We start from the raw sequence: 24,816 nt of genomic DNA, 5'->3' as shown, positions 1-24,816 counted from the left end.
ATGCCCTAGTACGAGCGGGCCACGTACGCGACCACACCGGGCTCGTCGTCGCTCAACGGGAGTGCCCCGTCGGCCCGCTGCAGGCAACGGACCGTGACGCCGGACTCGGCCAGCCGGTCCTCGCCCTTCTCGCCGACCGCGTCGTACGGCAGGGTCGCCCAGCCGGACGCGGCCGCCTCGATCGCCTCGTCCACGGTCGAGACGGCCGTGATACGAGCGTCCCGATGAGCGGTCGCCTCGGCCAGCAGGTGCGCCTGATCAGCCTCGAGCGCCGATACCACCGTCATCGCGAGCCCCGACAGCTCGACCGCGGTCTTGGCGGAGTCGCGCAGGCGCCGTACGACGGTTGCGGTGCCGGCGGCGAGATCGCGCGGGCCGAGCTCGATACGAACCGGGACGCCCTTCAGCTCCCAGTTCACCGCGCGTCGCCCGAACGGCTGGTCGGTGCGATCGTCCAGGCCGACCCGCAGACCGGCCGCGCTCAGCTCGTCGGCGATCCGCCGGGCGGCGGCGGTCGCCTCGTCCTTCACCGCGAGGACGACGACCTGTACCGGAGCGACGCCGGGCGGGACCCGGAGGCCGGCGTCGTCGCCGTGCACCATGATCAGTCCGCCGACCATGCGCGTCGTACTGCCCCAGGAGGTCGTCCAGGCGAATTCACGCCGGCCTTCGCCCGACAGGTAGCCGATGTCGAAGGCGCGCGCGAAGTTCTGCCCGAGCTCGTGCGAGGTCGCCATCTGCAGCGCCTTGCCGTCGCCGGTCATCGCCTCGAGCGTCATCGTGTTGATCGCGCCGGCGAACCGCTCCCGCCGGGTCTTCCGGCCGGCCACGACCGGGATCGCCAGGACGTTGACCATGACGTCGCGATACACGTCGTAGAGGATCCTGGTCGCGAAGGTGCGCGCGTCCTCGGCGGAGACATGGGCGGTGTGGCCTTCCTGCCACAGGAACTCCGTGGTCCGCAGGAACAGCCGCGGACGCAGCTCCCAGCGGACCGCGTTGGCCCACTGGTTGAGCAGCAGGGGCAGGTCACGGTAGCTCTGCACCCACTTCGCCATGTACTCGCCGATCACGGTTTCCGACGTCGGCCGGATCACCGCCGGCTCCTCGAGTTGCTTGCCGCCGGCGTGCGTCACGACCGCGAGCTCGGGGCTGAATCCCTCGACGTGCTCGGCCTCGCGCTGCAGGTAGCTCTGCGGGATCAGCAGCGGGAAGTACGCGTTCTGCGCGCCGGTCGCCCGGATCCTCCGATTCATTGCCTCCTGCAACAGCTCCCAGATCCCGTACCCGTACGGTCGCACGACCATGGTCCCCCGGACCGGCCCGTTGTCGGCGAGCTCGGCCTTGGCGATCACGTCCTGGAACCATCGTGGGTAGTCCGTCTCCTGCGATGCGAGAACGGAACGGGAAGCTGTCATGCCGGCCAGTGTAGGAACTCGATCGTGGGCCCGGCCACGCATTTCCGCCGGCCGCTCAGCCGAAACTCAGTCGGTGGAATTCACGTCGCGGTCCACGGTCGTTCATCGTCGGGCCGAAAAGTTGGCGCGTGTTCCCCGTGGACTTGGAGGAGTTGTGAGAGTACGTCGTACGCCGGTGATCTCCGTCTGTCTGGCGCTCATCGGGCTCGCGCTCGGCGGTCCCGCCGCCGCCGCGGACAGCGGTCCGCAGACCTACACCTTCGCCGTGATCGGCGACATCCCGTACGGCCCGGCGCAGATCGCCCGCTTCCCGGCGGTCGTCGACCAGATCAACGCGGACCGGCCGGTGAAGCTGGTGACGCATCTCGGCGACATCAAGGACGGTTCCTCGGTCTGCAGCGACGAGTATTTCGCGCAGGTGAAGACCCAGTTCGACCGCTTCGCGGATCCGCTCGTCTACACCGTCGGCGACAACGAGTGGACCGACTGCCATCGCGTCAACAACGGCGGTTACAACCCGTTGGAGCGCCTGGCCAGGATTCGCAAGGTGTTCTTCCCCGAGCCGGGCCGCACTCTCGGGCGGCACTCGGTGAAGGTCGAGAGCCAGGTCGCGCAGGGCATTCCGGAAGACGTCCGTTTCACCCGCGGCGACGTGGCGTTCGCCGCCCTGCACATCGTTGGCAGCAACAACAGTATGGCGCCGTGGACCGGCAGGACGGCGCCGACGCCGGAGCAGACGGCCGAGGTGCTGAACCGGACGGCGGCGGTCATGCAGAGCATCCGCGACACGTTCGCCCAGGCGCGCGCCGAGCACGACAAGGCCGTCGTACTGCTGACCCAGGCGGACATGTTCGACCCGACGGTGACGTCGCCGTCGTTCGCGGACTACTACGCGTTCCAGCCGATCGTGCAGGAGATCGCCCGGGAGGCGGCGAACTTCCGCGGCCCGGTGTACCTGTTCAACGGTGACAGCCACGTCTACAACAGCGACAAGCCGCTCGCGGCCACGTCGGCGTGGACGAAGTTCTACGGTGTGACCGCGCCGGTGGACAACCTGTCCCGGATCACCGTCGACGGCTCGACCGGTGACAACGACTACCTCCGCGTCACGATCGACTCCCGTAACCCCGCGGTCTTGAGCTGGACCCGCGTCCCGTTCACCTCCTGACAAGGCAAGACGCCCGGCGAGCAGGTCGCCGGGCGTCTTGCCGTACTACGTCAGAGCGAAGCGAGCGCGTCGTTCCAGGTCTTGGAGGGCCGCATGACGGTGGCGGCCTTCGCCGGGTCGGGCTGGTAGTAGCCGCCGAGGTCGACGGGGGTGCCCTGGACCGCGAGGAGCTCGTCGACGATGGTCTGTTCGTTCGCCGCGAGCGTCTCGGCGAGCGGGGCGAACGCCTTGGCCAGATCGGCGTCGTCGGTCTGCTGGGCCAGCTCCTGCGCCCAGTACAGCGACAGGTAGAAGTGGCTGCCGCGGTTGTCGATCCCGCCGACGCGACGGGTCGGGGACTTGTCCTCGTTGAGGAACGTGGCGGTCGCCCGGTCGAGCGTGTCGGCCAGGATCTGCGCCCGGGCGTTGCCGGTCGCCTGAGCCAGATGCTCGAAGCTCGCGGCGAGCGCGAAGAACTCGCCCAGGCTGTCCCAGCGCAGGTAGTTCTCCTTGACCAGTTGCTGCACGTGCTTCGGCGCCGAGCCGCCCGCGCCGGTCTCGAACAGACCGCCGCCGGCCATCAGCGGGACGATCGACAGCATCTTCGCGCTGGTGCCGAGCTCGAGGATCGGGAACAGGTCGGTCAGGTAGTCACGCAACACGTTGCCGGTCACCGAGATGGTGTTCTCGCCGCGGCGGATCCGCTCCAGCGAGAACGTGATCGCGTCCACCGGCGCCAGGATGCGGATGTCCAGGCCCTCGGTGTCGTGGTCGAACAAGTACTTCTGCACCTTGGTGATCAGGTTCGCGTCGTGCGCGCGGGTCTCGTCCAGCCAGAACACCGCCGGGTCGCCGGTCGCCCGGGCCCGGTTGACGGCCAGCTTGACCCAGTCCTGGATCGGGGCGTCCTTGGTCTGGCAGGCCCGGAAGATGTCGCCCGCGGAGACGGCCTGCTCCAGGACGACGGTGCCCGCGGTGTCGACGAGGCGGACGCTGCCGGTGGTCTGGATCTCGAAGGTCTTGTCGTGCGAGCCGTACTCCTCGGCCTTCTGCGCCATCAGGCCGACGTTCGGCACCGAGCCCATGGTGGCCGGGTCGAAGGCGCCGTTGGCGCGGCAGTCGTCGAGGACCGCCTGGTAGATGCCCGAGTAGCTGTGGTCCGGCAGGACCGCGAGCGTGTCGTGCTCCGCGCCGTCCGGGCCCCACATGTGACCCGACGTCCGGATCATCGCCGGCATCGACGCGTCCACGATCACGTCCGACGGGACGTGCAGGTTGGTGATGCCCTTGTCGGAGTCGACCATCGCCAGCTTCGGGCCGGCCGCGAGCTCGGCGTCGAAGGAGGCCTTGATCGCAGCCCCCTCGGGCAGCGACGCGATGCCGTGCAGGATGCCGCCGAGGCCGTCGTTCGGCGTCAGGCCGGCCTTGGCGAGCACATCGCCGTACTGCGCGAACGTCTCCGGGAAGAACGCCCGGACGACGTGGCCGAAGATGATCGGGTCGGAGACCTTCATCATCGTGGCCTTGAGGTGGATCGAGAACAGCACGTCCTCGGCCTTCGCCCGGGCGACCTGTGCGGTGAGGAACTCGCGCAGCGCGGCCACGTGCAGGACGGAGGCGTCGACGACCTCACCGGCGAGCACCGGGACGGACTCGCGCAGAATCGTCGTGGTGCCGTCGTCGCCGACCAGCTCGATCCGCAGCGATCCGTCGGCCTCGATCACCGCGGACTTCTCGGTGGCCCGGAAGTCGTCGGTGTCCATCGTCGCGACGTTGGTCTTCGACTCGGCGCTCCACGCGCCCATCCGGTGCGGGTGGGTCTTGGCGTAGTTCTTCACCGAGGCGGGGGCGCGGCGGTCGGAGTTGCCCTCGCGCAGCACCGGGTTCACCGCGGAGCCCTTGACCTTGTCGTAGCGGGCCTGGATCTCCCGCTCTTCGTCGGTCTTCGGCTCGTCCGGGTACTCCGGCAGCGCGTAGCCCTGCGACTGCAGCTCGGCGATCGCGGCCTTCAGCTGCGGGATCGAGGCCGAGACGTTCGGCAGCTTGATGATGTTCGCGGCCGGCGTCTTGGCCAGCTCGCCGAGCTCGGCGAGCGCGTCCGCGATCCGCTGGTCGTCTCGGAGGTACTCCGGGAACACCGCCAGGATCCGGCCGGCCAGTGAGATGTCCCGGGTCTCCACGCCGACACCGGCCTGGCCGGCGTACGCCTGGACGACAGGGAGGAACGAGTACGTGGCGAGCGCCGGAGCCTCGTCGGTGTGGGTGTAGATGATCGTCGAGTCAGTCACGGGCCCACCTTATCCGGCGGACATCGGACTCAGCCGTGGGCCGGATCACGCTCACTCGAGGTCGTCGGGATGCGCCAGGGTGATGCCGGTCGCGACGGTGACCGCGCTGGTGAACGCCAGCGTGTCGATGGGGGAGGAGGCGGCCACGGTCGCCCCGGTCAGCGAGGCCAGGCCCTTGGCGCCGTCCCAGCTGCAGTCGACGAACACCGCCTTGGCGGCCTTGACCTGGGAAAACTCGACGCCGGACAGGTCGCAGCGGCGGAACACCGCCCCAGTCAGGTCGGCGGAGACGAAGTCGGCGTTCTGCAACCGGCAGTCGCTCAGCTCGACCTTGGCGAGCTTCGCGAACCGGAACGAGGCGAAGTCGAGCACGGTGTCGCGGATCGTCACGTGCTGGAGGACCGCGCCTGGACCGGCGAACCCGATCATCCGCGAGCCGGCGATCGTGACCCGGGTCAGGGCGGCATCGGCCCATCTGGAGTTCGCGAGGTCGCACTGCGTGAGCTCGGTGTCGACCAGGATCAGCTTCTCCAGGTCGGACCCGGCCAGCTTGCTCCGGGTCAGCCGGCAGCCGCCGATCTCGACGTGCTCGGCCTCCAGGTCGCTCAGGTCCACGTCGTCCAGCTCGAGGTCGAGCAGACGCTCCTCGTCCTCGATCTCGTCCGGCACGGTGGACTCGAGCTGGGCACGGAGGCGGGGTGCGGCGATCTTCACGCCACCGACCGTAGCGGGGGGCACCGACAAGGGCAGACGTCCAGAGCTCACCAACCAGCCGGCGCCCGCCCGGCTGACGCTCGGCCGGCCCAGAAACCGGCCTTCGGCCCTGGTTGCTGAGTGGTGCCGGACCGCCGGCCCATCACAATCAGGGCTCCGCCTCGGTCGCGAGCGGGCCGCAGCCCGGGGCGGCGGATTGTGATGGCGTGGCGATCCGTCAAACGCTGCGCAGGTAATGGGCCGCTGCGCCGATCAGAGCTGAGTGTTCGGTGTCCTCGGTCGGGGAGGCTGGGAAGTCGAGGGCTGGGGCGACCAGGTCGAAGGCGCCTGAGATCGAACCGCCCAGGACGGTGTGGGTCACTCCGAACACTGCCAGCCACGGGTGGAGTGCGTTGGCCAGGTCGGTGAAGCACGCGGTCAGCACTGCGTGGGCGGCCTGGTCGCCGGCGCGGGCCTGGTCGGCGATCTCCTTGACGCCGGGGGCCTCGGTGCCGGTGCTCTCGGCGTACCGGCGCAGGATCGCGCGGGCGGAGATCGAGTCCTCCAGCGGCTTCCCGGCGTACGACGTCTTGTACAGCTCACCGCCCGGCGGGACCGTGTCGCCCTCGCGCACCACCTGGCCGTCGGCCAGGAACGCCGTACCGATACCGGTGCCGATCGTGACGCCGAGGCAGCGTGCGGCGCCGCGGACCTCGCCCGCGGTCCACTCGCCGACCGCGAACGCCTCCGCGTCGTTCATGAACAGCAGCCGGTCGATCCCCAGCTCGTCGCTCAGGGCGGCGCCGAGGTTGAACCCGTACAGCTGGTCGAACTTGCCCTGCCCGCGGTACCACGCGACGCCGGTGGCGAAGTCGAACGGGCCGGGCAGCGCGATCGCCAGACCGTTTGCCAGCGGCAACTTCCGGGCCGTGTCCGCGAGCTGCGCGACCACCGCTCCGGCGGCGGCCCGGGACTCGAGCTCGGCCCGGTGCACCTCGGTCACGTCCCACGTTCCGGGCGCCACCACGGCCGCCGTGACGTGGCTTCCCCCGATCTCCAGCACAGCTACGTCCATCCGCACATCATCGCAGCAGGTCAGTACTCCGCCCGGAACACCTGCTTCCCGGCGCCGTCGTCCATGCTGATGTCCGCGTGCTGTCCGAGGCCGGTGCCAGGCCCGCGCAGAAGGTAAGCAGTTCGGCACAGAGAGTGGGCATGATGGGTTCGCGAACTCGACATAGTCCCGCGCGCTCCCGACCGTACAGTGGCTGCGAGGGGATGAGATGCCGACCGAGAGCAGGACGACGTCCGTGGTCGCGGCGCTGAGCGTCGCGGTGGCGGTGGTCGGTCATGCCCTGGTCGGGGGCGGCGGCGTGCCGCTCGGCGTCGTGCCTCCGTTGGCCGCGCTGGCCGGTGTCTGCTGGCTGCTGGGTGAGTATCTGGCAGGCGAGCGGTTGCTGACCGGCCTGGTGCTCGCCGGGGTGCAGCTGTTCGTCCACGTCACGCTGGACTCGGTGACCATGCACCACGGCATGTCTCTCGCGACCAGCGGGCTGATGACCGCGGCGCATCTCGCCGCGCTGCTGGCGGGCGTTCTCGCGATCGGCGGGGCGCACAGCCGGCTGCAGCGGGTACGGCGGGTGTTCGCGCGCCTGCTGCCCGAACTGCCGGTGCTCCGCCCAGTACGGCGGATCGCGGCGGAACACGGCTTCTTCGCGGCCTGGACGCCGAGCGGATCCACGCTCGGCACGAGCCTGTCCGGGCGGGGGCCTCCCGGCGTACGAGGAATTGCTGCTGCCTGAACCGGCCGACAGCGCCGGACTACTCGTATGCCCCGAAAGGTTCTCTCATGCCCAGGAGATTCGCCCTGCGTGCCGCCGCGATCGGCGCGGCGTCCGCACTCGTCGTGATCGGCGCCGCCGGTTCGGCGTCGGCCCATGTCACGGTGTCGTCGCCGGACGCCAGGCCCGGCGGGTACGCCAAGCTCGTGTTCCGCGTGCCGACCGAGTCCGACGACGCCAGTACCACGAAACTCGTCGTCTCGTTGCCCACGGACCATCCGTTCGCGCACGTCGGTGCGCAGGTGAAGGACGGGTGGAAGGTGGAGAAGAAGGAGACGAAACTGCCCGCTGCGGTGAAGGTCGGAGACGTCACGCTGACCAAGGCGATCACCACGGTCACCTGGACCGCGACCGCGGGCGGGATCCCGGCGAACGACTTCGACGAGTTCGCCTTGTCGGTCGGCAAGCTGCCCGAAGGGGTGGACTCGCTGAGTTTCCCGGCGGAGCAGACGTACAGCGACGGTGAGCTGCTGAAATGGGCCGACGTCGCGAAGGACGGCGCCGACGAGCCGGAGCACCCGGCGCCGGCGCTGAAGCTGACCGCGGCGGTCACGCCGGTCGCGGCGACGACGTCGACCGATTCCTCCGACACTGTCGCGCGGTGGCTGGGCATCGGCGGACTGGTGGCCGGACTGCTCGGTCTCGCCTTCGGGCTCCGGTCCCGCCGGCCCGCAGCGGTCGCAGGGGAGAAGCGGTAGCCGTGCGCCGACTGATCGCGGTACTGGTCGCGTCGCTGGTCGCGCTGGTGGTCTCCACCGGCGTGGCGGCGGCGCACGCCAAGCTCGAGTCGATGACGCCGACCGACGGTTCGTCGATGGCCGCGCCGCCGACGAAGGTGGTGCTGACCTTCAACGAACCGGTCGGCGCCACCGGGACGCAGGTCCAGGTGAAGTCGCCGGGCGGCACGAACGTCGCGACCGGCGACGTCCAGGTTGTCGACAACACCGTCACGCAACCGGTGGGCGCGATGATCGAGGCCGGCAAGTACACGGTCGAGGGGCGCGTGGTCTCGGCCGACGGCCACCCGATCACGGTTTCCGGGTCCTTCACGGTCACGCATGCCGGTCACCCGGCGACCCAGCCGGCCGGCGCCCCGCCCCAGGCCGAGGGGAATTCCAACGTCGTGACGATCGTCGCCATGTGCCTGGTGATGCTCGTCGTCGTGGCGCTGGCCGTCGTGATCGTCCGCCGCCGCCCGGCCGCCTGATGGAGATCAGACGTCCCCGACTGCTCGTTCTGGCGATGGTTGCTGCAGGCATCGGTGTGATGCTGGTCGCGCTGCTCGCCGCCGGCGGTGCGCCGAGGAAGCCGTCCGACGGTCTCCTCGGCGCCTCGCTCGGTGTCTCCTGGGCGGTCCCGGTCCTGCGGTTCCTCGCGGACGCGGCCGCGGTGGCGACCGGCGGGGCCGTGGTGGCGGTGATCCTCTTCCTGCCGGCGAAGGACGGGATGCTCGGCGCGAAGGCGATCCGCGCCTGTCAGGACGCCGCGCTGGCCGCCGGGATCTGGGCGGTCGCAAGCATCGGCGGCCTGGTCGCGACCGCGACGGTGATTCTCGGCATCCCGCTGTCCCACCTCGCCGAGCACGCCGAACCGGCCGGCCGGCTGAGCCAGGTCCGCGCGCTCGCGGTGGCCGTCGTGCTCACCGCCGTACTCGCCGTCGTCCTCAGCGGAACCAAGACGCTCCGTACCGCGCGGCTGGCCGCCGTACTCACGATCGCGGCTCTGACCGGCCCCCTGCTCACCGGCCACGGCGCGCTCGACCGCACCGACCTGTGGTCCGTCCTCGCGACATCCTCGCTCGTCGTCCACGTCGTCGCCGCGACCGCGTGGATCGGGGGTCTGGCTGCGGTGCTGCGTTACACCCGCTCGCGCGAGGCCGTCGAGATCTTCAGCACGCTCGCCCTCGGGTGCGCGGTGACGATGGGCATCACCGGACTGCTCACCGCCGAGATCCACCTCGACGGACGGCAGAGCGGCTGGGGCCTGGTCACGCAGTGGGTGACGACCGGGTACGGCGCGCTGGTGTTCGCGAAGGCCGTCGCGTTCGCGATCCTGGTGACGATCGGCTGGTGGCATCGCCGTACGACGCTGCCCGAGCTCACCGCCGGCAACCCGGCCGCGTTCCGACGGCTGGCCGCGGTCGAGCTCCTCGTCATGGCAGGCACCGTCGGCCTGGCCGTTGCCCTCTCGCGCACTCCCTAGCGCGAGTCGATGACATGTCAACTTTTGTCCGTACAATGGGCAGATGGTGGAACCGCGGTGGCTCGGCGAGCAGGAGGCCGCACTCTGGCAGTCGTACCGCGACACGCATCGTGAGCTGATGCGCGCCCTCGAGGCGCGGATGATCACGAACTCGGGACTGTCCGGCGCCGACTACGCCCTGCTGCACCCGCTGTCCGAGGCCGAGGACGGCGTGCTGCGCACCCGCGACCTCGGCCGGTCCGTCGGCTGGGAACGCAGCCGCCTGTCGCACCAGGTCAGCCGGATGGAGAAACGCGGCCTGGTCTGCCGTGAGGAGTGCACCTCCGACGCCCGCGGGTCGATGGTCCGCCTCACCCCGCTCGGCCGCAAGGCGATCGATTCCGCGGCCCCCGACCACGTCGCCGCGGTCCGCGCCTATTTCGTCGACCGCCTGACCCCCGAGGACCAGGCCCAACTGGCCACCCTCCTGGCCCGCATCTCCGCCGGCATCCCCAGCACGTGCGCCACGCCCGACTGCGACTGACGCGGACTCTGCACCTTCTCTGCTTCCGTACCGGTGACACGCCGTTACGGCGGGCGGGTTCCGGCATGCCCCCGAAAGAATGATCGCGTCGGGTTCGGATGCGCGCTGGATTTGACAATCGTTTTCACTAAGGTGAGGATGTGGCGCGTGTCCGAGGCTTTGGGTAGGCGTGGGTTCCTGGGGATGGCCGGGGGTGCCGGGCTGGCGGCGATCGCCGGCTGTGGGGCGGACGGGGGTGTGGCGGCGCAGCCCAAGCAGGGCGGGCGGCTACGCGCTGTGTACGCCGGTGGCGGGGCGAAGGAGGTGCTCGACCCACACGTGCAGAGCCTGTTCGTGGATATCGCGCGGCACAAGGCGATCTACGACAAGCTCGTCGAGCTCGGGCCCGATCTGCGGCCGGTGGGCCGGCTGGCGTCGACGTGGGAGCACGACGCCACGGCGACCACCTGGCGGTTCACGCTGCGGGACGCGACGTTCCACGACGGCGCCAAGCTGGTCCCGGACGACGTGCTGTACAGCTTGAGCCGGATCGTGGATCCCGCCGTGCCGGAGCGGGTCGCGCAGTCCTCGCTCGCGACGCTGGATCTCAAGCGCAGCAAGGCGATCGGCCCTTCCACGGTCGAGCTGGTGCTGACGCAGCCCAACGCGGAGTTCCCCGCGCTGCTGGCCGGCATCGGCACCCAGATCGTGCGGGCCGGGTTCAAGGATCCGGCCAAGCCGATCGGCACGGGCGCATTCCGGCACGTGTCGTTCGAGGCCGGGCGCTCGCTGGTCGCCTCGCGGTACGACGGGTACTGGGACGAGCCCGCGCGGATCGAGGAGCTGCACATCCTGTCCGCAGACTCCGAGGCGCGGGCGAACGCCGTCCAGGGCGGCCAGGCGGAATATGCCAACGACATGACCGCGACGTTCGCGCGCACCGCGGAGGCCGGGAAGACGGTCCGCATCGTGGCGTCGAAGGCCAGCACGATGCAGGCGTTCGTGATGAAGGTCGACCGGCCGCCGTTCGACAACCCCGACGTACGGCTGGCGTTCAAGCTGGCGGCAGACCGGCAGCGGCTGGTCGACGTGGTGCTTGCCGGGCGCGGCGAGGTCGGGAACGACCTGTTCGGCAAGGGATATCAGTACTATCCGGCCGACCTGCCGCAGCTCGAGCGGGACGTCGACCGCGCGAGGTCGCTGCTCGCGAAGGCTGGGCTGGCAGGCAAGGAGGTCCAGATCTTCACCGCGGACGCGTCGGCCGGGTTCGTCGAGGCGGCGACGCTGTTCGCGGAGCAGGTCGCGGAGGCCGGCGTCCGGCTCAAGGTGACCACCGGGAGTCCGCAGACCTACGCCAAGGACCTGCTCACGAAGGGCGCCATCGGCAACCACCGGTCCGGCGCGATGCCGATCCCGCAGTACGTCACCGACCGGCTGCTGTCGCACTCGCCGTTCAACGTGACGCACTGGCGGCGGCCCGCGTTCGATGCGGCGTTCGCGGCGGCGCGGGCGGTCACGTCCGAGGCCGAGCGGTCGGCCAAGTACGGCGTACTGCAGAAGACGGTGCGCGACGAGGGCGGGATCCTCGCGTGGGGCCTGCCGGACTACCTGATCGCGGTGTCGGCCAAGGTCCAGGGGGTGCAGGCGGTGCCACCGAACACGCTGGACCAAGGCCGGTTCGACAAGGTGTGGCTGGCCTGAATGCGGTCCTACGCCGTCCAGCGGGCAGGGCTCGCGGTTGTGCAGCTGGCCGTGCTGTCCGTGCTGGTGTTCGTGCTGACCTCGTTGCTGCCGGGGGATGCGGCGGAGATGCGGTTCACCGAGACGCTGACGCCGTCGCAGGTCGCTGCGCTCCGGGCCGAGCTCGGTCTCGACCAGCCGCCGGCCGAGCGGTTCGTGCACTGGCTGGGGAACGTGCTGACGGGTGATCTCGGGACGTCGCTGATCAGCGGGGGACCGGTGGCCGGCATCGTGCGGGACTCGATCGGCGCGACGCTCGTGCTCACGCTGACGACGCTCGCTGTCGTCGTACCGCTGGCCGTTGCCCTCGGCATCGTGATGGGCACGCGCGAGAACGGGCGCCTGGACCGGGCGATCACGTCCGTCACGCTGGCGTTGTCGGCGATTCCGGACTTCGTGATCGCGGTGGTCCTGGTCGCGGTGTTCGCGCTGAAACTCGGCTGGTTGCCCGCGACCTGGGTCGGCGGGGATCTGCTGGCCGCGCCCGCTCTGCTGATCCTGCCGGTCGGGGTGCTCCTCGGCCGGACGGTCTGCCTGTTGTCGCGTCAGGTCCGGGCGGGGACGGTCGCGGCGCTGAACGCGGAGTACGTCGCACAAGCCCGGCGGTTGGGCGTTCCGCGGCGTCAGCTGCTGCTTCGCCACGTCCTGCCGAACGCGGCGGTTCCCGGCGTACAGGAGCTGGCGCGGACCGGTGACACGCTGCTCGGCGGAGTGCTGGTGGTCGAGGCGATCTTCGCGATCCCGGGCTTCGCGACGGCGCTCGTGGACGGTGTGGAGACGCGGGACGTCCCGACGGTGCAGGGCCTGACGCTTGTGCTGGCCGTCGCCGCGCTGCTCATCAACCTCGGTGCGGACCTCGTCTGCAACCGGCTCGTACCCCGGACGGAGGCGCTCCGATGAGCGTCCTGCGCGGGGCCGCGGGATGGGTGGCGATCGCGCTGTGTGCGGTGCCGTTGGCGGTGGCTGTGGTGGGGCCGTTCCTGCCGTACGAGGCGCGCGCTGGGCTGCCCTACTCCTCCGAGGGTTTGCTCGGGACGGACGGGCTGGGGCGCGACGTGCTGGGATTGTTGCTGGCCGGTGGGCGGACAGCGCTGGGCATGGCGTTCGGCGCGGTGGTGCTGGCGTACGTCGTGGGCGGGCTGGTCGGCCTGACGGCCGCGTCGACCCGGCACCGTTGGTTGGACGAGGGGATGATGCGGCCCCTCGACGTCCTGCTGCCGCTTCCGTCGTTGCTTGTGATCAGCGTGGTCGCAGTCGGCTGGCAGGCGTCCGCGCCGGCGATCACAGTGGCCGTCGCCATGGTGAACGTGCCGACCGTCGCGCGGCTGGTCCGGGCAGCGGCCTTGGACGCGGCCAGCGGACCCGTGGTCGAGGCGCTCCGGATGCAGCGGGAATCGTGGTTCACGATCCAGCTCGGGTACGTCGGCCGCTCGGTCCTCGGGCCGGTCGCCGCGGATCTCGGCACGCGGATCACGCTCGCGGTGTTCCTCGTCGCCTCGGTCAACTTCCTCGGCCTCGGCCTCAGTCCGACCGCGCCCGACTGGGCGGTCAGCGTCTCCCGCAACCGCGAGGGCCTGCTCGTCCAGCCCTGGTCGGTGCTCGCCCCCGCCCTTCTCCTCGTGTCCTTCACCCTCGGCTTCAACCTTCTCGCCGACCGCCTCGTCCACCGCTCCCGCCGCCCGGCCCGGAGCGCCGCATGAATCCGCAGAAGTCGGCTGTCGATCAAGCCTTGGTGACGGTGGTCGGGCTTTCCGCGGTTGCCGGCTCGGGGGTGTTGGTGGACGGGGTGTCGTTCGAGGTTGTCGCGGGGGAGGTGACTGCTCTCGTCGGCGCGTCCGGGTCGGGCAAGACGACGTCTGCGCTCGCACTGCTGGGGGAGCACGGCGACGGTGTCCGGCTCAGCGGGCGGGTCGAAGTCGGTGGGCGAGTGGTTGTCGACGGCAACGGCGTGACTGCTGCCGCGGCGACGGTGCGTGGCCGGGTGGTTGCCTATATGCCGCAGCACCCGGGCAGCGCGCTCAACCCGGCGCGGAGGATCGGTGCGACGTTGCGGGAGCTGGCGAAGCTGCACGGCGGCGATCCCGAGGAGGCTGTCCGCCAGGCGCAGCTGCCCGGTGATGACGCCGTGCTCAAACGCTTTCCGCACCAGTTCTCCGGCGGTCAGCGGCAGCGCGTGGCGCTCGCGCAGACGCTCACCTGCCGCCCCGAGGTGCTCGTGCTCGACGAGCCGAGCACCGGCCTCGACTCGGTCACCCGGCTGCAGCTCGTCCACGAGCTGAGGGGGCTCATGGCCACCGGTCTTGGCATCTTGCTGCTCAGTCACGATCTCGACCTGGTCCGTGCGCTCGCCACTCGCGTGGTCCTCCTCGACGCCGGTCGGGTGATCGCCGCCGGCACCCCCGACGTACTCCCGCGAACGCCGGACCTGAGCATCCCGGGAACCTCCACCGCTGGCAATCCGTTGCTAACGGCAATGAATCTGTCTGCCTCGCTGCGTCCGCGCGGCCGTGACGTCGTCCTGCACGAGGCCGATCTGTCCGTCCGAGCAGGCGCCTGCCTCGGCATCGTCGGGCGTTCCGGCAGCGGCAAGACCACGTTGGCGCGCTGCGTGGCCGGACTGCACGAGCGCTACACCGGCAGCATCCTGCTCGACGACCAGCCGCTGCCCGTCCTGCGCAAGCGCACCCGCGACCAGCACCGCCGCGTCCAGTACGTCTGGCAGGAGGTCCGCGGCTCCTTCGACGAACGCCGTCCCGTCGACCAGCAGGTCGCCCGTACGGCGCAACGCCTGCGCGGACTCGCGCCGGACCGGGCCCACGCCGGGGCCGTCGCCACGCTCGCCCGGCTCGGCGTCGCCGCGATCACCGCCGCCCGTCCGCCGAGCCGTCTGTCCGGCGGCGAGCTGCAACGGGCCGCCCTCGCGCGCGCAGTGCTCGCGCACCCCGACGTCCTGATCTGCGACGAGATCACCACCGCCCTCGACGATCGCGGTACGGAGCTGGTCCTCGACCTCCTGACCGAGCTCAAGCAGCGCGGTACGGCGCTGATCTGGATCGGTCACGACCTGCGCCTGGTCGCGGCCGTCGCCGACCGGGTCATGGTCCTCGACGCCGGCCGCGTGGTCGAGCAGGGCCCGCCCGAAACCCTCACCACCGAACCGCGCCACGCCCTGACCCGCCAACTCGTCGCGGCTGCCCGGATCGGTCACCCCTCAGCTCCGCCCGTGCCATCCATCGACACAAGGAGCGAACCGCGCCGATGACGCGACTGCACGACCACCTGGCGGAGGCCATCAAGGATCCCGATCCGATCCGGGTCGGTTCCGCCGCGGGCGACGACCTGATCTGCCTGCGGTTCGAGACCATGAAGGTGTACTCCGCGCTCGGCGCCGTACGCCATCTCCTGGACACCGGGCAGGTCCGGCCCGGCGACACGCTGATCGACAGTTCGAGCGGGATCTACGCGCACGCGCTCGCCCTCGCCTGCCACCGGTACGGGATGAAGTGCCACATCGTCGGCTCGACCACGGTCGACCGGACGCTGCGGATCCAGCTGGAGATCCTCGGCGCGACCGTCGAGCAGGTGCCGTCGTCGAACAACCTGCAGCTCGACCAGAACCTCCGGGTCCGGCGGATCGGCGAGATCCTCCGCGACAACCCGTCGTACCACTGGATGCGGCAGTACCACGACGACATCCACTATCTCGGCTACGGCGCGGTCGCGGATCTCGTGGCGCGGCTGGTTCCTGCGGGGCCGCTGTGCCTGGTCGGCGGTGTCGGGACCGGAGCTTCGACCGGCGCGATCGCCGCCTACCTGCGTGAGCGCGGGCGGGACGTGAACCTGGTCGGCGTGCAGCCGTTCGGCAGCGTCACGTTCGGGGCCGGGCACACGCAGGACCCGGAGATGATCATCGCCGGGATCGGCAGCTCGATCGAGTTCCGGAACGTGCGGCACGAGCTCTACGACCGGCTGCACTGGGTCTCGTTCGACTACGCGATGTCGGCGGCGGTGGATCTGCTCCGCACGTCCGGCGTTTTCGCGGGACTTTCCGCCGGTGCGGCGTACCTGTCGGCGTTGTGGGAGCACAGCTGCGACCGCGGCCGGAAACACGTTTTCCTGGCCGCGGACACCGGGACGCGGTACGTCGAGTCCGCGTTCGCGCGGCACGCCGAGGCGCGGCCGCTGGCGTCGATGCGGCCGCGCGAGATCGACTCGCTGGACGAACTCGCGGTGCCCTGGTCGGCGATGTCCTGGGACCGGCGGGAGTCCGCGCAGGCTCGGCGCGCGGAGTTTCCATCTGCGACCCCGTCGCATTAATGTGGTCCTGTGAGTGGGTACCTGCTGCTGCCGGAGTTGTTCACGGCGACCGAGGTGGACCGGTTGCGGGACGTTGTCGAGCAGGTGCATGCGGACGTCCTGTTCGCGGCCGAGGCCGGCGAGACGACCGTGAACGTCTGGCCGGACGGGCACCGGCTGGAAACGGTGCGCGGGACAACGATCCACTGGGAGCCGGGCGCGGTCGGGAAGGCGGTGCGGAGTCTGTCGCCGGTGGCGCACCTGCATCCGGCGCTGGAGGCGCTGTGGTCGGAGCCGCGGTTGACCCGGCCGATGAATTCGTTGATCGGGGCAACGGCTGGGCGGTTCGTCGCGAAGCTGAACTTCAAGCGGGCCGGGGTCGGGTCCGGGTTCGCGTGGCACCAGGACTTCCCGTACTGGTACGGCTGCTGCGGCGCGGCGGCGTACGACATCGCGACCGCGATCGTGATGCTCGACGACAACACCGCCGCGAACGGCGCGATGACGCTGATCCCCGGCAGCCCGTCGGAAGGCCCGGTCCGCCGGAACCCGCTGGACCCGACCGGTCTGCTGGTCGACCCGACGGCCGTCGACGAGAGCTGCGCGGTCACCGTGGAGGCGCCTGCTGGTTCCGTCCTGATGTTTCCCGGACTGATGGTCCACCGATCCGCCCCGAACCGCACACCCACCGACCGCCGCTCGCTCCTCTACTGCTTCCAGCCCGCCGGTCGTCCCGAGTTGTACGCCCTGCACCACAACCCCGAAAGGCTGGCCGATCTCCCATGACCGCTCACGTGGCTGATCTCATCGCTTCCGTTCTGGCCGGATCGCGTGGTCCTTCACCGGCAGAGTTCGACGTCACCAGTGCGTTCTGGCTGCACCACACCACCCGGCTGCCCGGCGCCGACGTCACCTACCGGAACTACTACGTGCTGCTGCGAGTGGGCGAGGTCTTCGGTGCCTGCTCGTTCGAGGCCGGCGAGCTCGACCCGGCGTACTGCGCCGACACCTCCGGCCGCACGCTCGCCGACGTACTCTCGTCCGGCGATCCACTCCCGGTCCGCATCGCGGCGCTGGACGCGTACCTGGCCGCGGTCGAGCCGCACTACACCTCGCCGTACGCCGAGGAGATCGTCCTGCCCGCCGGGACGCCGGATGTCCGCGCCCGGGCCCGCGACGCCGCCGTCGCCGGACTGCTCGACGTTGCCGAAGGCACCAAGGTCGCGCTGATCGGCGTCGTCAACCCGCTCGTCGACGCGATCACCGAGCGCGGCGGCAGCTGTCTGCCGTGCGACTTCAACCTGCGCGAAACCGCGTCCGGCCTGCCCGTTTCCCGTGACATGACCGAGGTGGTCGACGCCGCCGACGCGGTCGTCGCCACCGGGATGACGCTGTCCAACGGCAGCTTCGATCTCCTCCTGACTCGTTGCCGTGAGCAATCGAAGCCGCTCGCGGTCTACGCTCAGACCGGCAGCGCCGTGGCCCGCGCGTTCCTCGGGGCGGGCGTCACCGCGCTGTCGGCGGAGCCGTTTCCCTTCTCCCAGTTCAGCTCCCGCCCGAGCAGCCTCTATCGCTACAGGACGGACACATGACACAGACCCAGCCGGTCACCGCCGAGGTGCCGGGTGACCTCCGGATGGCCAAGCGGCTGTGGCCGTTCCTGCTGGCCTCGACGGTGAGCCTGATCCCGTTCACGGTGTTCGGGATGTACCTGGTTCCGATCGCGGATGCCGCCGGCGGGAGCGTGGCGGAGATCGGCGGCCTGCGCGGGCTCGGCGGGCTGGCGGCACTGGCGGTCGGGGTCCTGCTCGCGCCGCTGATGGACCGGGCGCCGCGCGAGCTGGTGGCGGCCGGCGGCCTGGCTCTGCTCGGTGTTTCCGCGGCATTGGGGGCTGTGGGCAACGTCTTCGCGCTGGCCGCGTTCTGTCTGCTGATCGGCGCCTCGACCTCGATCCTCGCACCGTCGATCGGCGCCGCCGCGGCCGACCGTTTCAGGTCGCCGGCCGCGGCCGGGCGCGCGGCGACGCTGGTGTCCGCGACGACCTCGGCGATGGCGATGCTGGCGGCTCCGGTGCTGGCCGGACCCGGGCTGATCTGGGGCTGGCGTGGCAACCTGCTGGCGGCGTCGGCGATCTCGCTCACCCTGGCGGCGGCCTTCTTCTGGCGCGGGCGCGGCCGGAAGGCCCCGATCACCGGCAAGGAGCGGGTCAGCTATCTGGCGACGTACCGCGAGCTCGCCCGGATCCCCGGTGCGCTGCCGCTGCTGGCCGTGGCGATGCTCAGGACGGCCGCCTTCATGGGCTACCTCGCGTACTTGGCCGCGTTCTACGACGAGAAGTTCGACCTCGCGCCCGGCTGGTTCGCGCTGGTCTGGTCGCTGAGCGGCGCGTCGTTCTTCCTCGGCAACCTGTTCGCCGGCCGGTACCTGGCCACCGCACGCCGGTGGATCGTCCCTGAGCGGCTGCTCCTCGCGGGGATCATCGTCGCGCTGATCGCTGTGTCCGCGTTCTACTTCTCACCGACACTGCCGCTCACCTTGCTGCTCACCGCCGTCATGGGCGCCAGTCACGCGACGGTTGCGGCCTGCGTCACCACCCTGCTGGTCCACCGCAGCGGTGCGCTGCGCGGTTCCGCCCTCAGCGTCAACGCGGCCGGGATGAGCCTCGGCACGTTCCTCGGCGCCGCGATCGGCGGCCTCGGCCTGGGCCTCGGCGGCTACCCCGGTACGGCGATCACGTTCGCCGCGATCACACTCGTCGCGGTGGGGTGCGCACTGCGCGTACAGCGCCGGAAGATCGCCAGGTAGGGGCCGGTTCCGGGATCAATCGGGGTCCTCACCGAGCCGCTGACGATATATCGTTCGGTCTTATGGAGAACCTGCCCGACCGCCCGCACCCGCACGCGCATCTGCGGGCGTCCGACACCGATCGTGACCAGGTCGTCGACGTGCTGCGGGAGGCCCTGATGTCGGGCCGGTTGACGCAGGACGAGCACGCCGAGCGGCTCGAGCAGACGCTGGGGGCGAAGACCCTCGGCGAGCTGGAGCCGATCACCCGCGACCTCGTCGTCCCCGGTCAGCCGCTGCCCGCCGCACAGCCGGTGCCGGCCGCGTCGACCAGCCTGGTCCCGATCGAGGAGCCGGCCGACCCGTCGCAGAGCTTCGACACCATGGTCGCGATCTTCGGCGGCGGTGAGCGGAAGGGCCGCTGGCGGGTGAAGCGCCGGACGAACGCGTTCGCGGTCTTCGGCGGGCACGACCTGGACATGACCAACGCGGTCTTCGAGGGCCGCGAGGTCACGATCTACGCGTTCGCGGTGTTCGGCGGGATCGACATCACCGTGCCCGAGGGCGTGACGGTGCGCAACGAGGGCGTCGGCATCTTCGGCGGCTTCGGCGCCCGCGGCAGCGACGACCCGGACCCGAACGCTCCCGTCGTGGTGGTCAAGGGCCTGGCGTTGTTCGGCGGTGTCGGCGGCCAGTCCTCGGTCAAGCGCCACGGCAAGAAGAACAAGGGCAAAGGCCACCACGAGCTGCACTGAGCAATTCGGGTGCGGCCCGGCGCCGACGCGACCTAACCTTCGGCCATGGACTTCGTGCCGGCCGATTTCGACGTGCCCACCGAACTGATCACGCCGCGGTTCCGCCTCGAACCGCTCGGTCCCGAGCACAACGTCTCCGACCACGCCGCGTGGACCGGCAGCATCGACCACGTCCGCGCGACCCCGGGGTTCCAGGGGAGCTGGCCACCGGCCGACGGCATGTCGCTCGAGCGGAACCTCGCCGACCTGCAGCGTCACGCCGACGACTTCGCCGGACGCCGGGGCTTCACGTTCACGGTGCTCGAGCCCGGGACCGGCGAGGTGATCGGGTGCGTGTACATCTATCCGTCCCGCGAGGACGAGCGGATCGCCGCCGTCCGCTCCTGGGTACGCGGCGACCGTGCCGCGCTCGACAAGCCCTTGCACGACACCGTACGCACCTGGCTGACGCAGGACTGGCCGTTCGAATCCATCGACTACGCGTCCCGCTCACCAGAGCCGCTCCCAGACCCGTCCAGGTCCTGAGCCGCCCGGCCCCGCTCGTCGGGCCCGCTCGTCCGGCCCCGCACGTCCGGCCTCCGGCGGTCGAGCGGAGTCGGCCATTCGAGGGGTTGACCCCTGAGCTGGCCGGTTGGCCCCTCGGAATGCGAGGGGCCAACCCGCGAGCTGAGGGGTCAACCCCTGAGCCGTGCGGAGGCCGGGGGCAGTCTGCGGTCTGCTCACCTGCTCGTAGTAGCGAGCCTCCGTGCGGAGCGCGGACCTGGTGGCCCGGGCCGCGCCGGGTTGTGCCCGACGCTGCGGGTCGGCAGCGGTGGCACTGTGCGGGCCAGGCTGGGCGACGGGATGCCTCGACCCGGGACCCGGAACAGGCAACGGTGACCTGGAACAGGCAATATCAGGTCCCCACACACCACGTCTTGTCTCACGTCACCCCGTCCGGGGTGCTCAGGCTAGATCCAGGACTTGAACCACATGCGGCTGAGCCAGTCGGGGTGCGGGAGGACCTTGTCGGTCAGGATCGGCCAGATGTAGGCGAAGTTCAGGACGACGAGAACGACGAAGGCGCCGACGACCGCGCTGCCGATCAGGCGGCGCGGCGTGGCGGTGCTCATCGCGGCGCGGGCCGGGCCGAGGATCTTGCCGAGGACCAGCGCCAGCGCCATCACCGTGAACGGAATCATCGTGACGGCGTAGAAGAAGAAGATCGGTCTGTCGTCGAAGGCGAACCACGGCACCCAGCACGTCACGAACCCGACGATCGGCACCCCGAACCGCCAGTCGCGCGCGCCGATCCACAGCACCAGCGCGGCGATCAGCGCGAGCGCACCGCCCCACCACAGCAACGGCGTGCCGAGGGCAGAGATCACCTGCAGGCAGTTGGTGCCGGCCGGCGCGTCACACCCCGGCGTACCGGGCTTGATGTCGTTCACCGCGTCGAAGCCGATCGGGCGGGCGATGATCGGCCAGCCGGCCGGGTTCGAGGCGTACGGGTGGGTGGCGTGCTTGATGTAGTCGCCGGTGTGGAAGGCGAGCACTTCCTTGTGGTAGTAGGCCAGCGACCGGAAGTCGTCCGGCACGACCTTCATCACCCCGTGCGCCGGATTGCTCGCGGCCCAGTTGTGGTCGTAGGCGTTGTCGTGCAGCAGCCAGCCGGTCCAGGTGGCGACGTACGTGACGCAGGCGACCAGCACCAGGCTGACGAACGCCGGGATGCCGTCGACCAGCGCCGACTTCACGAACGCGAACCGGACGCCGAGGGCGCGGCGGGCGCCGAGGTCCCAGGCGAACGTCATCACGCCGAACGCGGCGAGCACCCAGATCGCCGACCACTTGGTGCCGAGCGCCAGACCGAAGCAGACGCCGGCAGCGAGCCGCCACGGCCGGATCAGCAGCCACCGGCCGACACCTCGACGCTCGCCGTCCGGGGTCGGCGTGTCGAGCGTCTCGGCGTGCCTGCGGCGGGTCCAGTCCCGGTCGGCGACCAGGCAGGAGATCGCGGCGACCAGCCAGAACGCGAGGAAGATGTCGAGCAGCGCGACCCGGGACATCACGAAGTGCAGGCCGTCGACCGCGAGCAGCAGGCCGGCGATGCAGCCGATCAGGGTCGACCGGGTCATCCGGCGGACGGTCCGGATCAGCAGCAGCACGGTCAGGGTGCCGAACAGGGCCGGCATGAACCGCCAGCCGAACGGGGTCATCCCGAACAGCTGCTCACCGGCCGCGATCATCCACTTGCCGACCTCGGGGTGCACGGTCAGGCTCGGGGTGTCCTTGAAGACGTCCAGGTTGCCGGCCAGGATCGCCTTGTCGGCAGCGCCCTCGGGCTGGTCGATGAACTGCCGTGCGTAGCCGAACTTGAGCAGGCTGTACGCGTCCTTGGCGTAGTACGTCTCGTCGAAGACGAACTTCACCGGGTTGCTCAGGTGCCAGAACCGCAGCACGCCGGCCAGCAGGGTGATCGCCAGGGTGGCGATCCAGCCCCCGTCGAAGTCCCGCGGCATCGCCGGGTACAACCGCTCCTTGAGCGGCGGCAGCCGTCGTCCGAGCACGTCCCGCCCGAGCGTCTCCCGCTCCGCGCCGGCGTCACTGCGCCGCGCCGTACCGTCCTCGATCACAGCAGCCACGCCCGCCATCGTACGGACGCGGCGGTCACACCGCCTCCTCAGATCCCCGCAGCGGGCTGGGATGATGGGCCGATGAGCGGGCGACTGGTGCTGGCAGGGACCCCTATCGGGGACGTAGGGGACGCGTCGGCGCGGTTGGGGCGGGTGCTGGCGGAGGCGGACGTGGTGGCCGCGGAGGACACGCGGCGGCTGAAGCGGTTGACGTCCGAGCTGGCGATCCAGGTAGCCGGCCGGGTGGTCAGCTACTTCGAGGGGAACGAGCGGGAGCGGACCCCGGAACTGCTCGAAGCGCTCCAGCAGGGGCAGATGGTGGTCGTGGTCACGGACGCGGGGATGCCGAGCGTGTCCGACCCCGGGTACCGGCTGGTGGCGGCGGCGATCGAGGCCGACGTGGAGGTGACCGCCGTACCGGGCCCGTCGGCGGTGCTGACGGCGCTCGCGCTCAGCGGGCTGCCGGTCGACCGGTTCACCTTCGAGGGATTCCTGCCGCGCAAACCCGGCGAGCGCGGGCGACGGCTCGGCGAGCTGAAGGACGAGCAGCGGACGATGGTGTTCTTCGAGGCGCCGCACCGGCTCACGCAGTCGTTGGAGGCGATGGCCGAGGCGTTCGGGGGCGATCGGCGGACGGCGGTGTGCCGGGAGCTCACCAAGACGTACGAAGAGGTCAAGCGCGGCCCTCTGGACGATCTCGTCCTGTGGTCGAAGGACGGTGTCCGGGGCGAGATCACCGTGGTCGTGTCGGGCGCCGACCCGCACCGGGTCATGACGCCGGAGGACCTGGCGCGGGAGGTGGCCGTGGACGAGGAGGCGGGGACGCCGCGCAAGCAGGCGATCGCCGACGTCGCGAAGCGCTTCAACGTGCCGAAACGGACCGTGTACGACGCCGTACTCGCGGCTCGGGACCCCGGTGAATAGCACTGGCGCGCGCCACTACCCTTGTTGACATGTCCGAGAAGGTCTATTACGTCACCACCCCGATCTACTACGTCACGGCCGCGCCGCACATCGGCAGCGCGTACACGACGGTGGCCGGGGACGTCCTGAGCCGCTGGCACGCGCAGCGCGGCGAGCGCAAGTGGTACCTGACGGGTACCGACGAGCACGGCGAAAAGGTGATGCGCAGCGCGCAGGCCCAGGGCATGACCCCGAAGGAGTGGACCGACAAGCTCGTCGAGGAGGCCTGGAAGCCGGCCTGGGTGGACGTCGACATCGCCTACGACGACTTCATCCGGACCACCGAGCAGCGGCACACCGAGCGGGTCCGCGAGTTCTGGCAGAAGCTCTACGACAAGGGCGACGTCTACAAGGGCGAGTACGAGGGCCTGTACTGCGTGGGCTGCGAGGAGTTCAAGCTCCCCGCTGACATCCGCACCGACTCCGACGGCACCCAGCGGTGCATGATCCACGGCACCGAGCTGGAGACGGTCTCGGAGACGAACTACTTCTTCCGGCTCTCGGCGTACGCCGACAAGCTGCTCGAGCTGTACGAGTCGCAGCCGGACTTCGTCGCGCCGTCGAGCGCCCGCAACGAGGTGATCGCGTTCGTCAAGCAAGGTCTGCAGGACCTGTCGATCACCCGCTCGACGTTCGACTGGGGCATCCCGGTCCCGTGGGACGAGGACCACGTCCTCTACGTGTGGATCGACGCGCTGCTCAACTACGTGACGGCCGCGGGCTACGGCACCGACCCGGAGCGGTTCGAGGAGCTCTGGCCGGTGAACGTGCACCTGGTCGGCAAGGACATCCTCCGGTTCCACGCGGTGATCTGGCCGGCCATGCTGATGGCCGCCGAGGTCGCCGTACCGAAGCAGGTGTTCGCGCACGGCTGGCTGCTCGTCGGCGGCGAGAAGATGAGCAAGTCGAAGCTGACCGCGATCGCGCCGCACGAGATCACCGACCACTTCGGCTCCGACGCCTTCCGGTACTACTTCCTGCGCACGATCCAGTTCGGGTCGGACGGCTCGTTCTCCTGGGAGCACCTGAGCGCGGTCTACACCTCCGAGCTCGCGAACGGCCTGGGCAACCTGGCCAGCCGGATCGCGGCCATGGTCGGCAAGTACTTCGACGGCGCGCTGCCGGAGCCGACCGACCACGGACCGGCCGAGCAGCTGCTCGCGGACAAGCTCGCGCAGACCGTGGCGACCGCGGACAAGGCTCTGGACTCGCTCGCGTTCCATGACGCGCTGGCGGCGATCAACGAGCTCGTCGGCGCCGTCAACGGGTATGTCACCGAGCAGGAGCCGTGGAAGGTCGCGAAGGACGACTCACAGCGGGCCCGGCTGGCGACGATCCTCTACAGCGCCGCCGAGGTGCTGCGCGGGGTCGCCGTCCTGCACAACCCGACGATGCCGAAGACGTCGGCGAAGCTGTGGACGCTGCTCGGCGCAGAGGAGAAGCTCGGCGCCCTGAAGGACCAGCGTGTCCAGGACGCCGGCACCTGGGGCCAGCTCCCGCCCGGCGCCACTCTGACCAAGGGCGACCCGCTCTTCCCCCGCCTCGAAGAGGCCTGAACCGCGAGGTAGAGC

At 70.4% G+C, this 24,816-nt stretch carries 23 protein-coding genes; 18 read left to right on the top strand and 5 right to left on the bottom strand.

The features are described 5' to 3' along the window. Positions 1-5 precede the first annotated feature (5 nt). Complete coding sequence (gene proS / locus ABZX12_RS40350; protein ID WP_355700764.1) at positions 6-1,418, bottom strand: proline--tRNA ligase; 1,413 nt, start codon at positions 1,416-1,418, stop codon at positions 6-8. Between the two features lie 154 nt (positions 1,419-1,572). On the opposite strand from proS, the gene ABZX12_RS40345 reads away from it, so the two are divergent. Further along, positions 1,573-2,586 carry a metallophosphoesterase gene (locus ABZX12_RS40345; protein ID WP_355700763.1) on the top strand — a complete coding sequence of 338 codons (1,014 nt, stop codon included), beginning with the start codon at positions 1,573-1,575 and terminating at the stop codon, positions 2,584-2,586. A 50-nt stretch (positions 2,587-2,636) separates the two neighbouring features. Here the strand turns inward: ABZX12_RS40345 and ABZX12_RS40340 are convergent, their stop codons facing one another. From ABZX12_RS40340 to ABZX12_RS40330, 3 genes are all read right to left on the bottom strand, one after another. Next, positions 2,637-4,853: an NADP-dependent isocitrate dehydrogenase gene (locus ABZX12_RS40340; protein ID WP_355700762.1), complete on the bottom strand. Its 2,217-nt coding sequence runs from the start codon at positions 4,851-4,853 to the stop codon at positions 2,637-2,639. 51 nt (positions 4,854-4,904) lie between these two features. After that, the gene (locus ABZX12_RS40335) at positions 4,905-5,567 is read right to left on the bottom strand and encodes a pentapeptide repeat-containing protein (protein ID WP_355700761.1); all 663 of its coding nucleotides are present in this window, start codon (positions 5,565-5,567) and stop codon (positions 4,905-4,907) included. A gap of 217 nt (positions 5,568-5,784) precedes the next feature. Next, entirely contained in the window at positions 5,785-6,621 is an 837-nt protein-coding gene (locus ABZX12_RS40330) for an ROK family protein (RefSeq protein ID WP_355700760.1), read from the bottom strand. A 208-nt stretch (positions 6,622-6,829) separates the two neighbouring features. Here ABZX12_RS40330 and ABZX12_RS40325 point away from each other — a divergent pair, with 208 nt between their 5' ends. From ABZX12_RS40325 to ABZX12_RS40255, 15 genes are all read left to right on the top strand, one after another. After that, positions 6,830-7,348, top strand: coding sequence for a hypothetical protein (locus tag ABZX12_RS40325; RefSeq protein WP_355700759.1), 519 nt, complete (start codon positions 6,830-6,832; stop codon positions 7,346-7,348). Positions 7,349-7,395: 47 nt separating this feature from the next. Then, positions 7,396-8,085 carry a YcnI family protein gene (locus ABZX12_RS40320; RefSeq protein WP_355700758.1) on the top strand — a complete coding sequence of 230 codons (690 nt, stop codon included), beginning with the start codon at positions 7,396-7,398 and terminating at the stop codon, positions 8,083-8,085. 2 nt (positions 8,086-8,087) lie between these two features. Then, the gene (locus ABZX12_RS40315; protein ID WP_355700757.1) at positions 8,088-8,594 is read left to right on the top strand and encodes a copper resistance CopC family protein; all 507 of its coding nucleotides are present in this window, start codon (positions 8,088-8,090) and stop codon (positions 8,592-8,594) included. After that, the gene (locus ABZX12_RS40310; RefSeq protein ID WP_355700756.1) at positions 8,594-9,589 is read left to right on the top strand and encodes a CopD family protein; all 996 of its coding nucleotides are present in this window, start codon (positions 8,594-8,596) and stop codon (positions 9,587-9,589) included. Before ABZX12_RS40315 ends, ABZX12_RS40310 begins: the two co-directional genes overlap by 1 nt. 43 nt (positions 9,590-9,632) lie before the next feature. Next, on the top strand, positions 9,633-10,112 hold the full coding sequence (locus tag ABZX12_RS40305; RefSeq protein ID WP_355700755.1) for a MarR family winged helix-turn-helix transcriptional regulator: 480 nt from the start codon (positions 9,633-9,635) through the stop codon (positions 10,110-10,112). A gap of 147 nt (positions 10,113-10,259) precedes the next feature. Then, positions 10,260-11,792 carry an ABC transporter substrate-binding protein gene (locus tag ABZX12_RS40300; protein WP_355700754.1) on the top strand — a complete coding sequence of 511 codons (1,533 nt, stop codon included), beginning with the start codon at positions 10,260-10,262 and terminating at the stop codon, positions 11,790-11,792. After that, the gene (locus ABZX12_RS40295; RefSeq protein WP_355700753.1) at positions 11,793-12,731 is read left to right on the top strand and encodes an ABC transporter permease; all 939 of its coding nucleotides are present in this window, start codon (positions 11,793-11,795) and stop codon (positions 12,729-12,731) included. Beyond that, the gene (locus tag ABZX12_RS40290; RefSeq protein ID WP_355700752.1) at positions 12,728-13,531 is read left to right on the top strand and encodes an ABC transporter permease subunit; all 804 of its coding nucleotides are present in this window, start codon (positions 12,728-12,730) and stop codon (positions 13,529-13,531) included. Before ABZX12_RS40295 ends, ABZX12_RS40290 begins: the two co-directional genes overlap by 4 nt. Continuing rightward, complete coding sequence (locus tag ABZX12_RS40285; protein WP_355700751.1) at positions 13,528-15,093, top strand: ATP-binding cassette domain-containing protein; 1,566 nt, start codon at positions 13,528-13,530, stop codon at positions 15,091-15,093. Before ABZX12_RS40290 ends, ABZX12_RS40285 begins: the two co-directional genes overlap by 4 nt. Continuing rightward, entirely contained in the window at positions 15,090-16,148 is a 1,059-nt protein-coding gene (locus ABZX12_RS40280) for a pyridoxal-phosphate dependent enzyme (protein ID WP_355700750.1), read from the top strand. Before ABZX12_RS40285 ends, ABZX12_RS40280 begins: the two co-directional genes overlap by 4 nt. 9 nt (positions 16,149-16,157) lie before the next feature. Continuing rightward, complete coding sequence (locus tag ABZX12_RS40275; protein WP_355700749.1) at positions 16,158-16,913, top strand: phytanoyl-CoA dioxygenase family protein; 756 nt, start codon at positions 16,158-16,160, stop codon at positions 16,911-16,913. A gap of 8 nt (positions 16,914-16,921) precedes the next feature. Beyond that, positions 16,922-17,719 carry a DUF364 domain-containing protein gene (locus ABZX12_RS40270; RefSeq protein ID WP_355700748.1) on the top strand — a complete coding sequence of 266 codons (798 nt, stop codon included), beginning with the start codon at positions 16,922-16,924 and terminating at the stop codon, positions 17,717-17,719. Further along, complete coding sequence (locus tag ABZX12_RS40265; RefSeq protein WP_355700747.1) at positions 17,716-18,933, top strand: MFS transporter; 1,218 nt, start codon at positions 17,716-17,718, stop codon at positions 18,931-18,933. Before ABZX12_RS40270 ends, ABZX12_RS40265 begins: the two co-directional genes overlap by 4 nt. Positions 18,934-18,995: 62 nt before the next feature. Further along, entirely contained in the window at positions 18,996-19,667 is a 672-nt protein-coding gene (locus ABZX12_RS40260; RefSeq protein WP_355700746.1) for a DUF1707 domain-containing protein, read from the top strand. Between the two features lie 45 nt (positions 19,668-19,712). Next, the gene (locus ABZX12_RS40255) at positions 19,713-20,192 is read left to right on the top strand and encodes a hypothetical protein (RefSeq protein WP_355700745.1); all 480 of its coding nucleotides are present in this window, start codon (positions 19,713-19,715) and stop codon (positions 20,190-20,192) included. A gap of 425 nt (positions 20,193-20,617) precedes the next feature. Here ABZX12_RS40255 and ABZX12_RS40250 read toward each other — a convergent pair whose 3' ends face one another. Beyond that, complete coding sequence (locus ABZX12_RS40250) at positions 20,618-22,300, bottom strand: phospholipid carrier-dependent glycosyltransferase (RefSeq protein ID WP_355700744.1); 1,683 nt, start codon at positions 22,298-22,300, stop codon at positions 20,618-20,620. Between the two features lie 63 nt (positions 22,301-22,363). Between ABZX12_RS40250 and rsmI the strand changes: the two genes are divergently transcribed. Then, a complete protein-coding gene (rsmI, locus tag ABZX12_RS40245; protein ID WP_355700743.1) occupies positions 22,364-23,206 on the top strand; it encodes a 16S rRNA (cytidine(1402)-2'-O)-methyltransferase in 843 nt (280 codons plus the stop codon). Positions 23,207-23,235: 29 nt separating this feature from the next. Next, a complete protein-coding gene (metG, locus tag ABZX12_RS40240) occupies positions 23,236-24,801 on the top strand; it encodes a methionine--tRNA ligase (protein ID WP_355700742.1) in 1,566 nt (521 codons plus the stop codon). Positions 24,802-24,816: the final 15 nt, after the last annotated feature.

Origin of the sequence: Kribbella sp. NPDC003505 (assembly GCF_040610875.1) — a bacterium.
Classification (GTDB): domain Bacteria; phylum Actinomycetota; class Actinomycetes; order Propionibacteriales; family Kribbellaceae; genus Kribbella.
This window is presented reverse-complemented; position numbering and strand designations above follow the sequence as displayed.

What these genes read in the sequence shown, in the direction of transcription:
- metG (WP_355700742.1), top strand. Translation starts at nt 23,236, where the DNA reads ATGTCCGAGAAGGTCTATTACGTCACCACCCCGATCTACTACGTCACG.
- ABZX12_RS40260 (WP_355700746.1), top strand. Translation starts at nt 18,996, where the DNA reads ATGGAGAACCTGCCCGACCGCCCGCACCCGCACGCGCATCTGCGGGCG.
- ABZX12_RS40290 (WP_355700752.1), top strand. Translation starts at nt 12,728, where the DNA reads ATGAGCGTCCTGCGCGGGGCCGCGGGATGGGTGGCGATCGCGCTGTGT.
- ABZX12_RS40295 (WP_355700753.1), top strand. Translation starts at nt 11,793, where the DNA reads ATGCGGTCCTACGCCGTCCAGCGGGCAGGGCTCGCGGTTGTGCAGCTG.
- ABZX12_RS40280 (WP_355700750.1), top strand. Translation starts at nt 15,090, where the DNA reads ATGACGCGACTGCACGACCACCTGGCGGAGGCCATCAAGGATCCCGAT.
- ABZX12_RS40255 (WP_355700745.1), top strand. Translation starts at nt 19,713, where the DNA reads ATGGACTTCGTGCCGGCCGATTTCGACGTGCCCACCGAACTGATCACG.
- ABZX12_RS40325 (WP_355700759.1), top strand. Translation starts at nt 6,830, where the DNA reads ATGCCGACCGAGAGCAGGACGACGTCCGTGGTCGCGGCGCTGAGCGTC.
- ABZX12_RS40310 (WP_355700756.1), top strand. Translation starts at nt 8,594, where the DNA reads ATGGAGATCAGACGTCCCCGACTGCTCGTTCTGGCGATGGTTGCTGCA.
- ABZX12_RS40320 (WP_355700758.1), top strand. Translation starts at nt 7,396, where the DNA reads ATGCCCAGGAGATTCGCCCTGCGTGCCGCCGCGATCGGCGCGGCGTCC.
- proS (WP_355700764.1), bottom strand. Translation starts at nt 1,418, where the DNA reads ATGACAGCTTCCCGTTCCGTTCTCGCATCGCAGGAGACGGACTACCCA.
- ABZX12_RS40305 (WP_355700755.1), top strand. Translation starts at nt 9,633, where the DNA reads ATGGTGGAACCGCGGTGGCTCGGCGAGCAGGAGGCCGCACTCTGGCAG.
- rsmI (WP_355700743.1), top strand. Translation starts at nt 22,364, where the DNA reads ATGAGCGGGCGACTGGTGCTGGCAGGGACCCCTATCGGGGACGTAGGG.
- ABZX12_RS40250 (WP_355700744.1), bottom strand. Translation starts at nt 22,300, where the DNA reads ATGGCGGGCGTGGCTGCTGTGATCGAGGACGGTACGGCGCGGCGCAGT.
- ABZX12_RS40285 (WP_355700751.1), top strand. Translation starts at nt 13,528, where the DNA reads ATGAATCCGCAGAAGTCGGCTGTCGATCAAGCCTTGGTGACGGTGGTC.
- ABZX12_RS40330 (WP_355700760.1), bottom strand. Translation starts at nt 6,621, where the DNA reads ATGGACGTAGCTGTGCTGGAGATCGGGGGAAGCCACGTCACGGCGGCC.
- ABZX12_RS40265 (WP_355700747.1), top strand. Translation starts at nt 17,716, where the DNA reads ATGACACAGACCCAGCCGGTCACCGCCGAGGTGCCGGGTGACCTCCGG.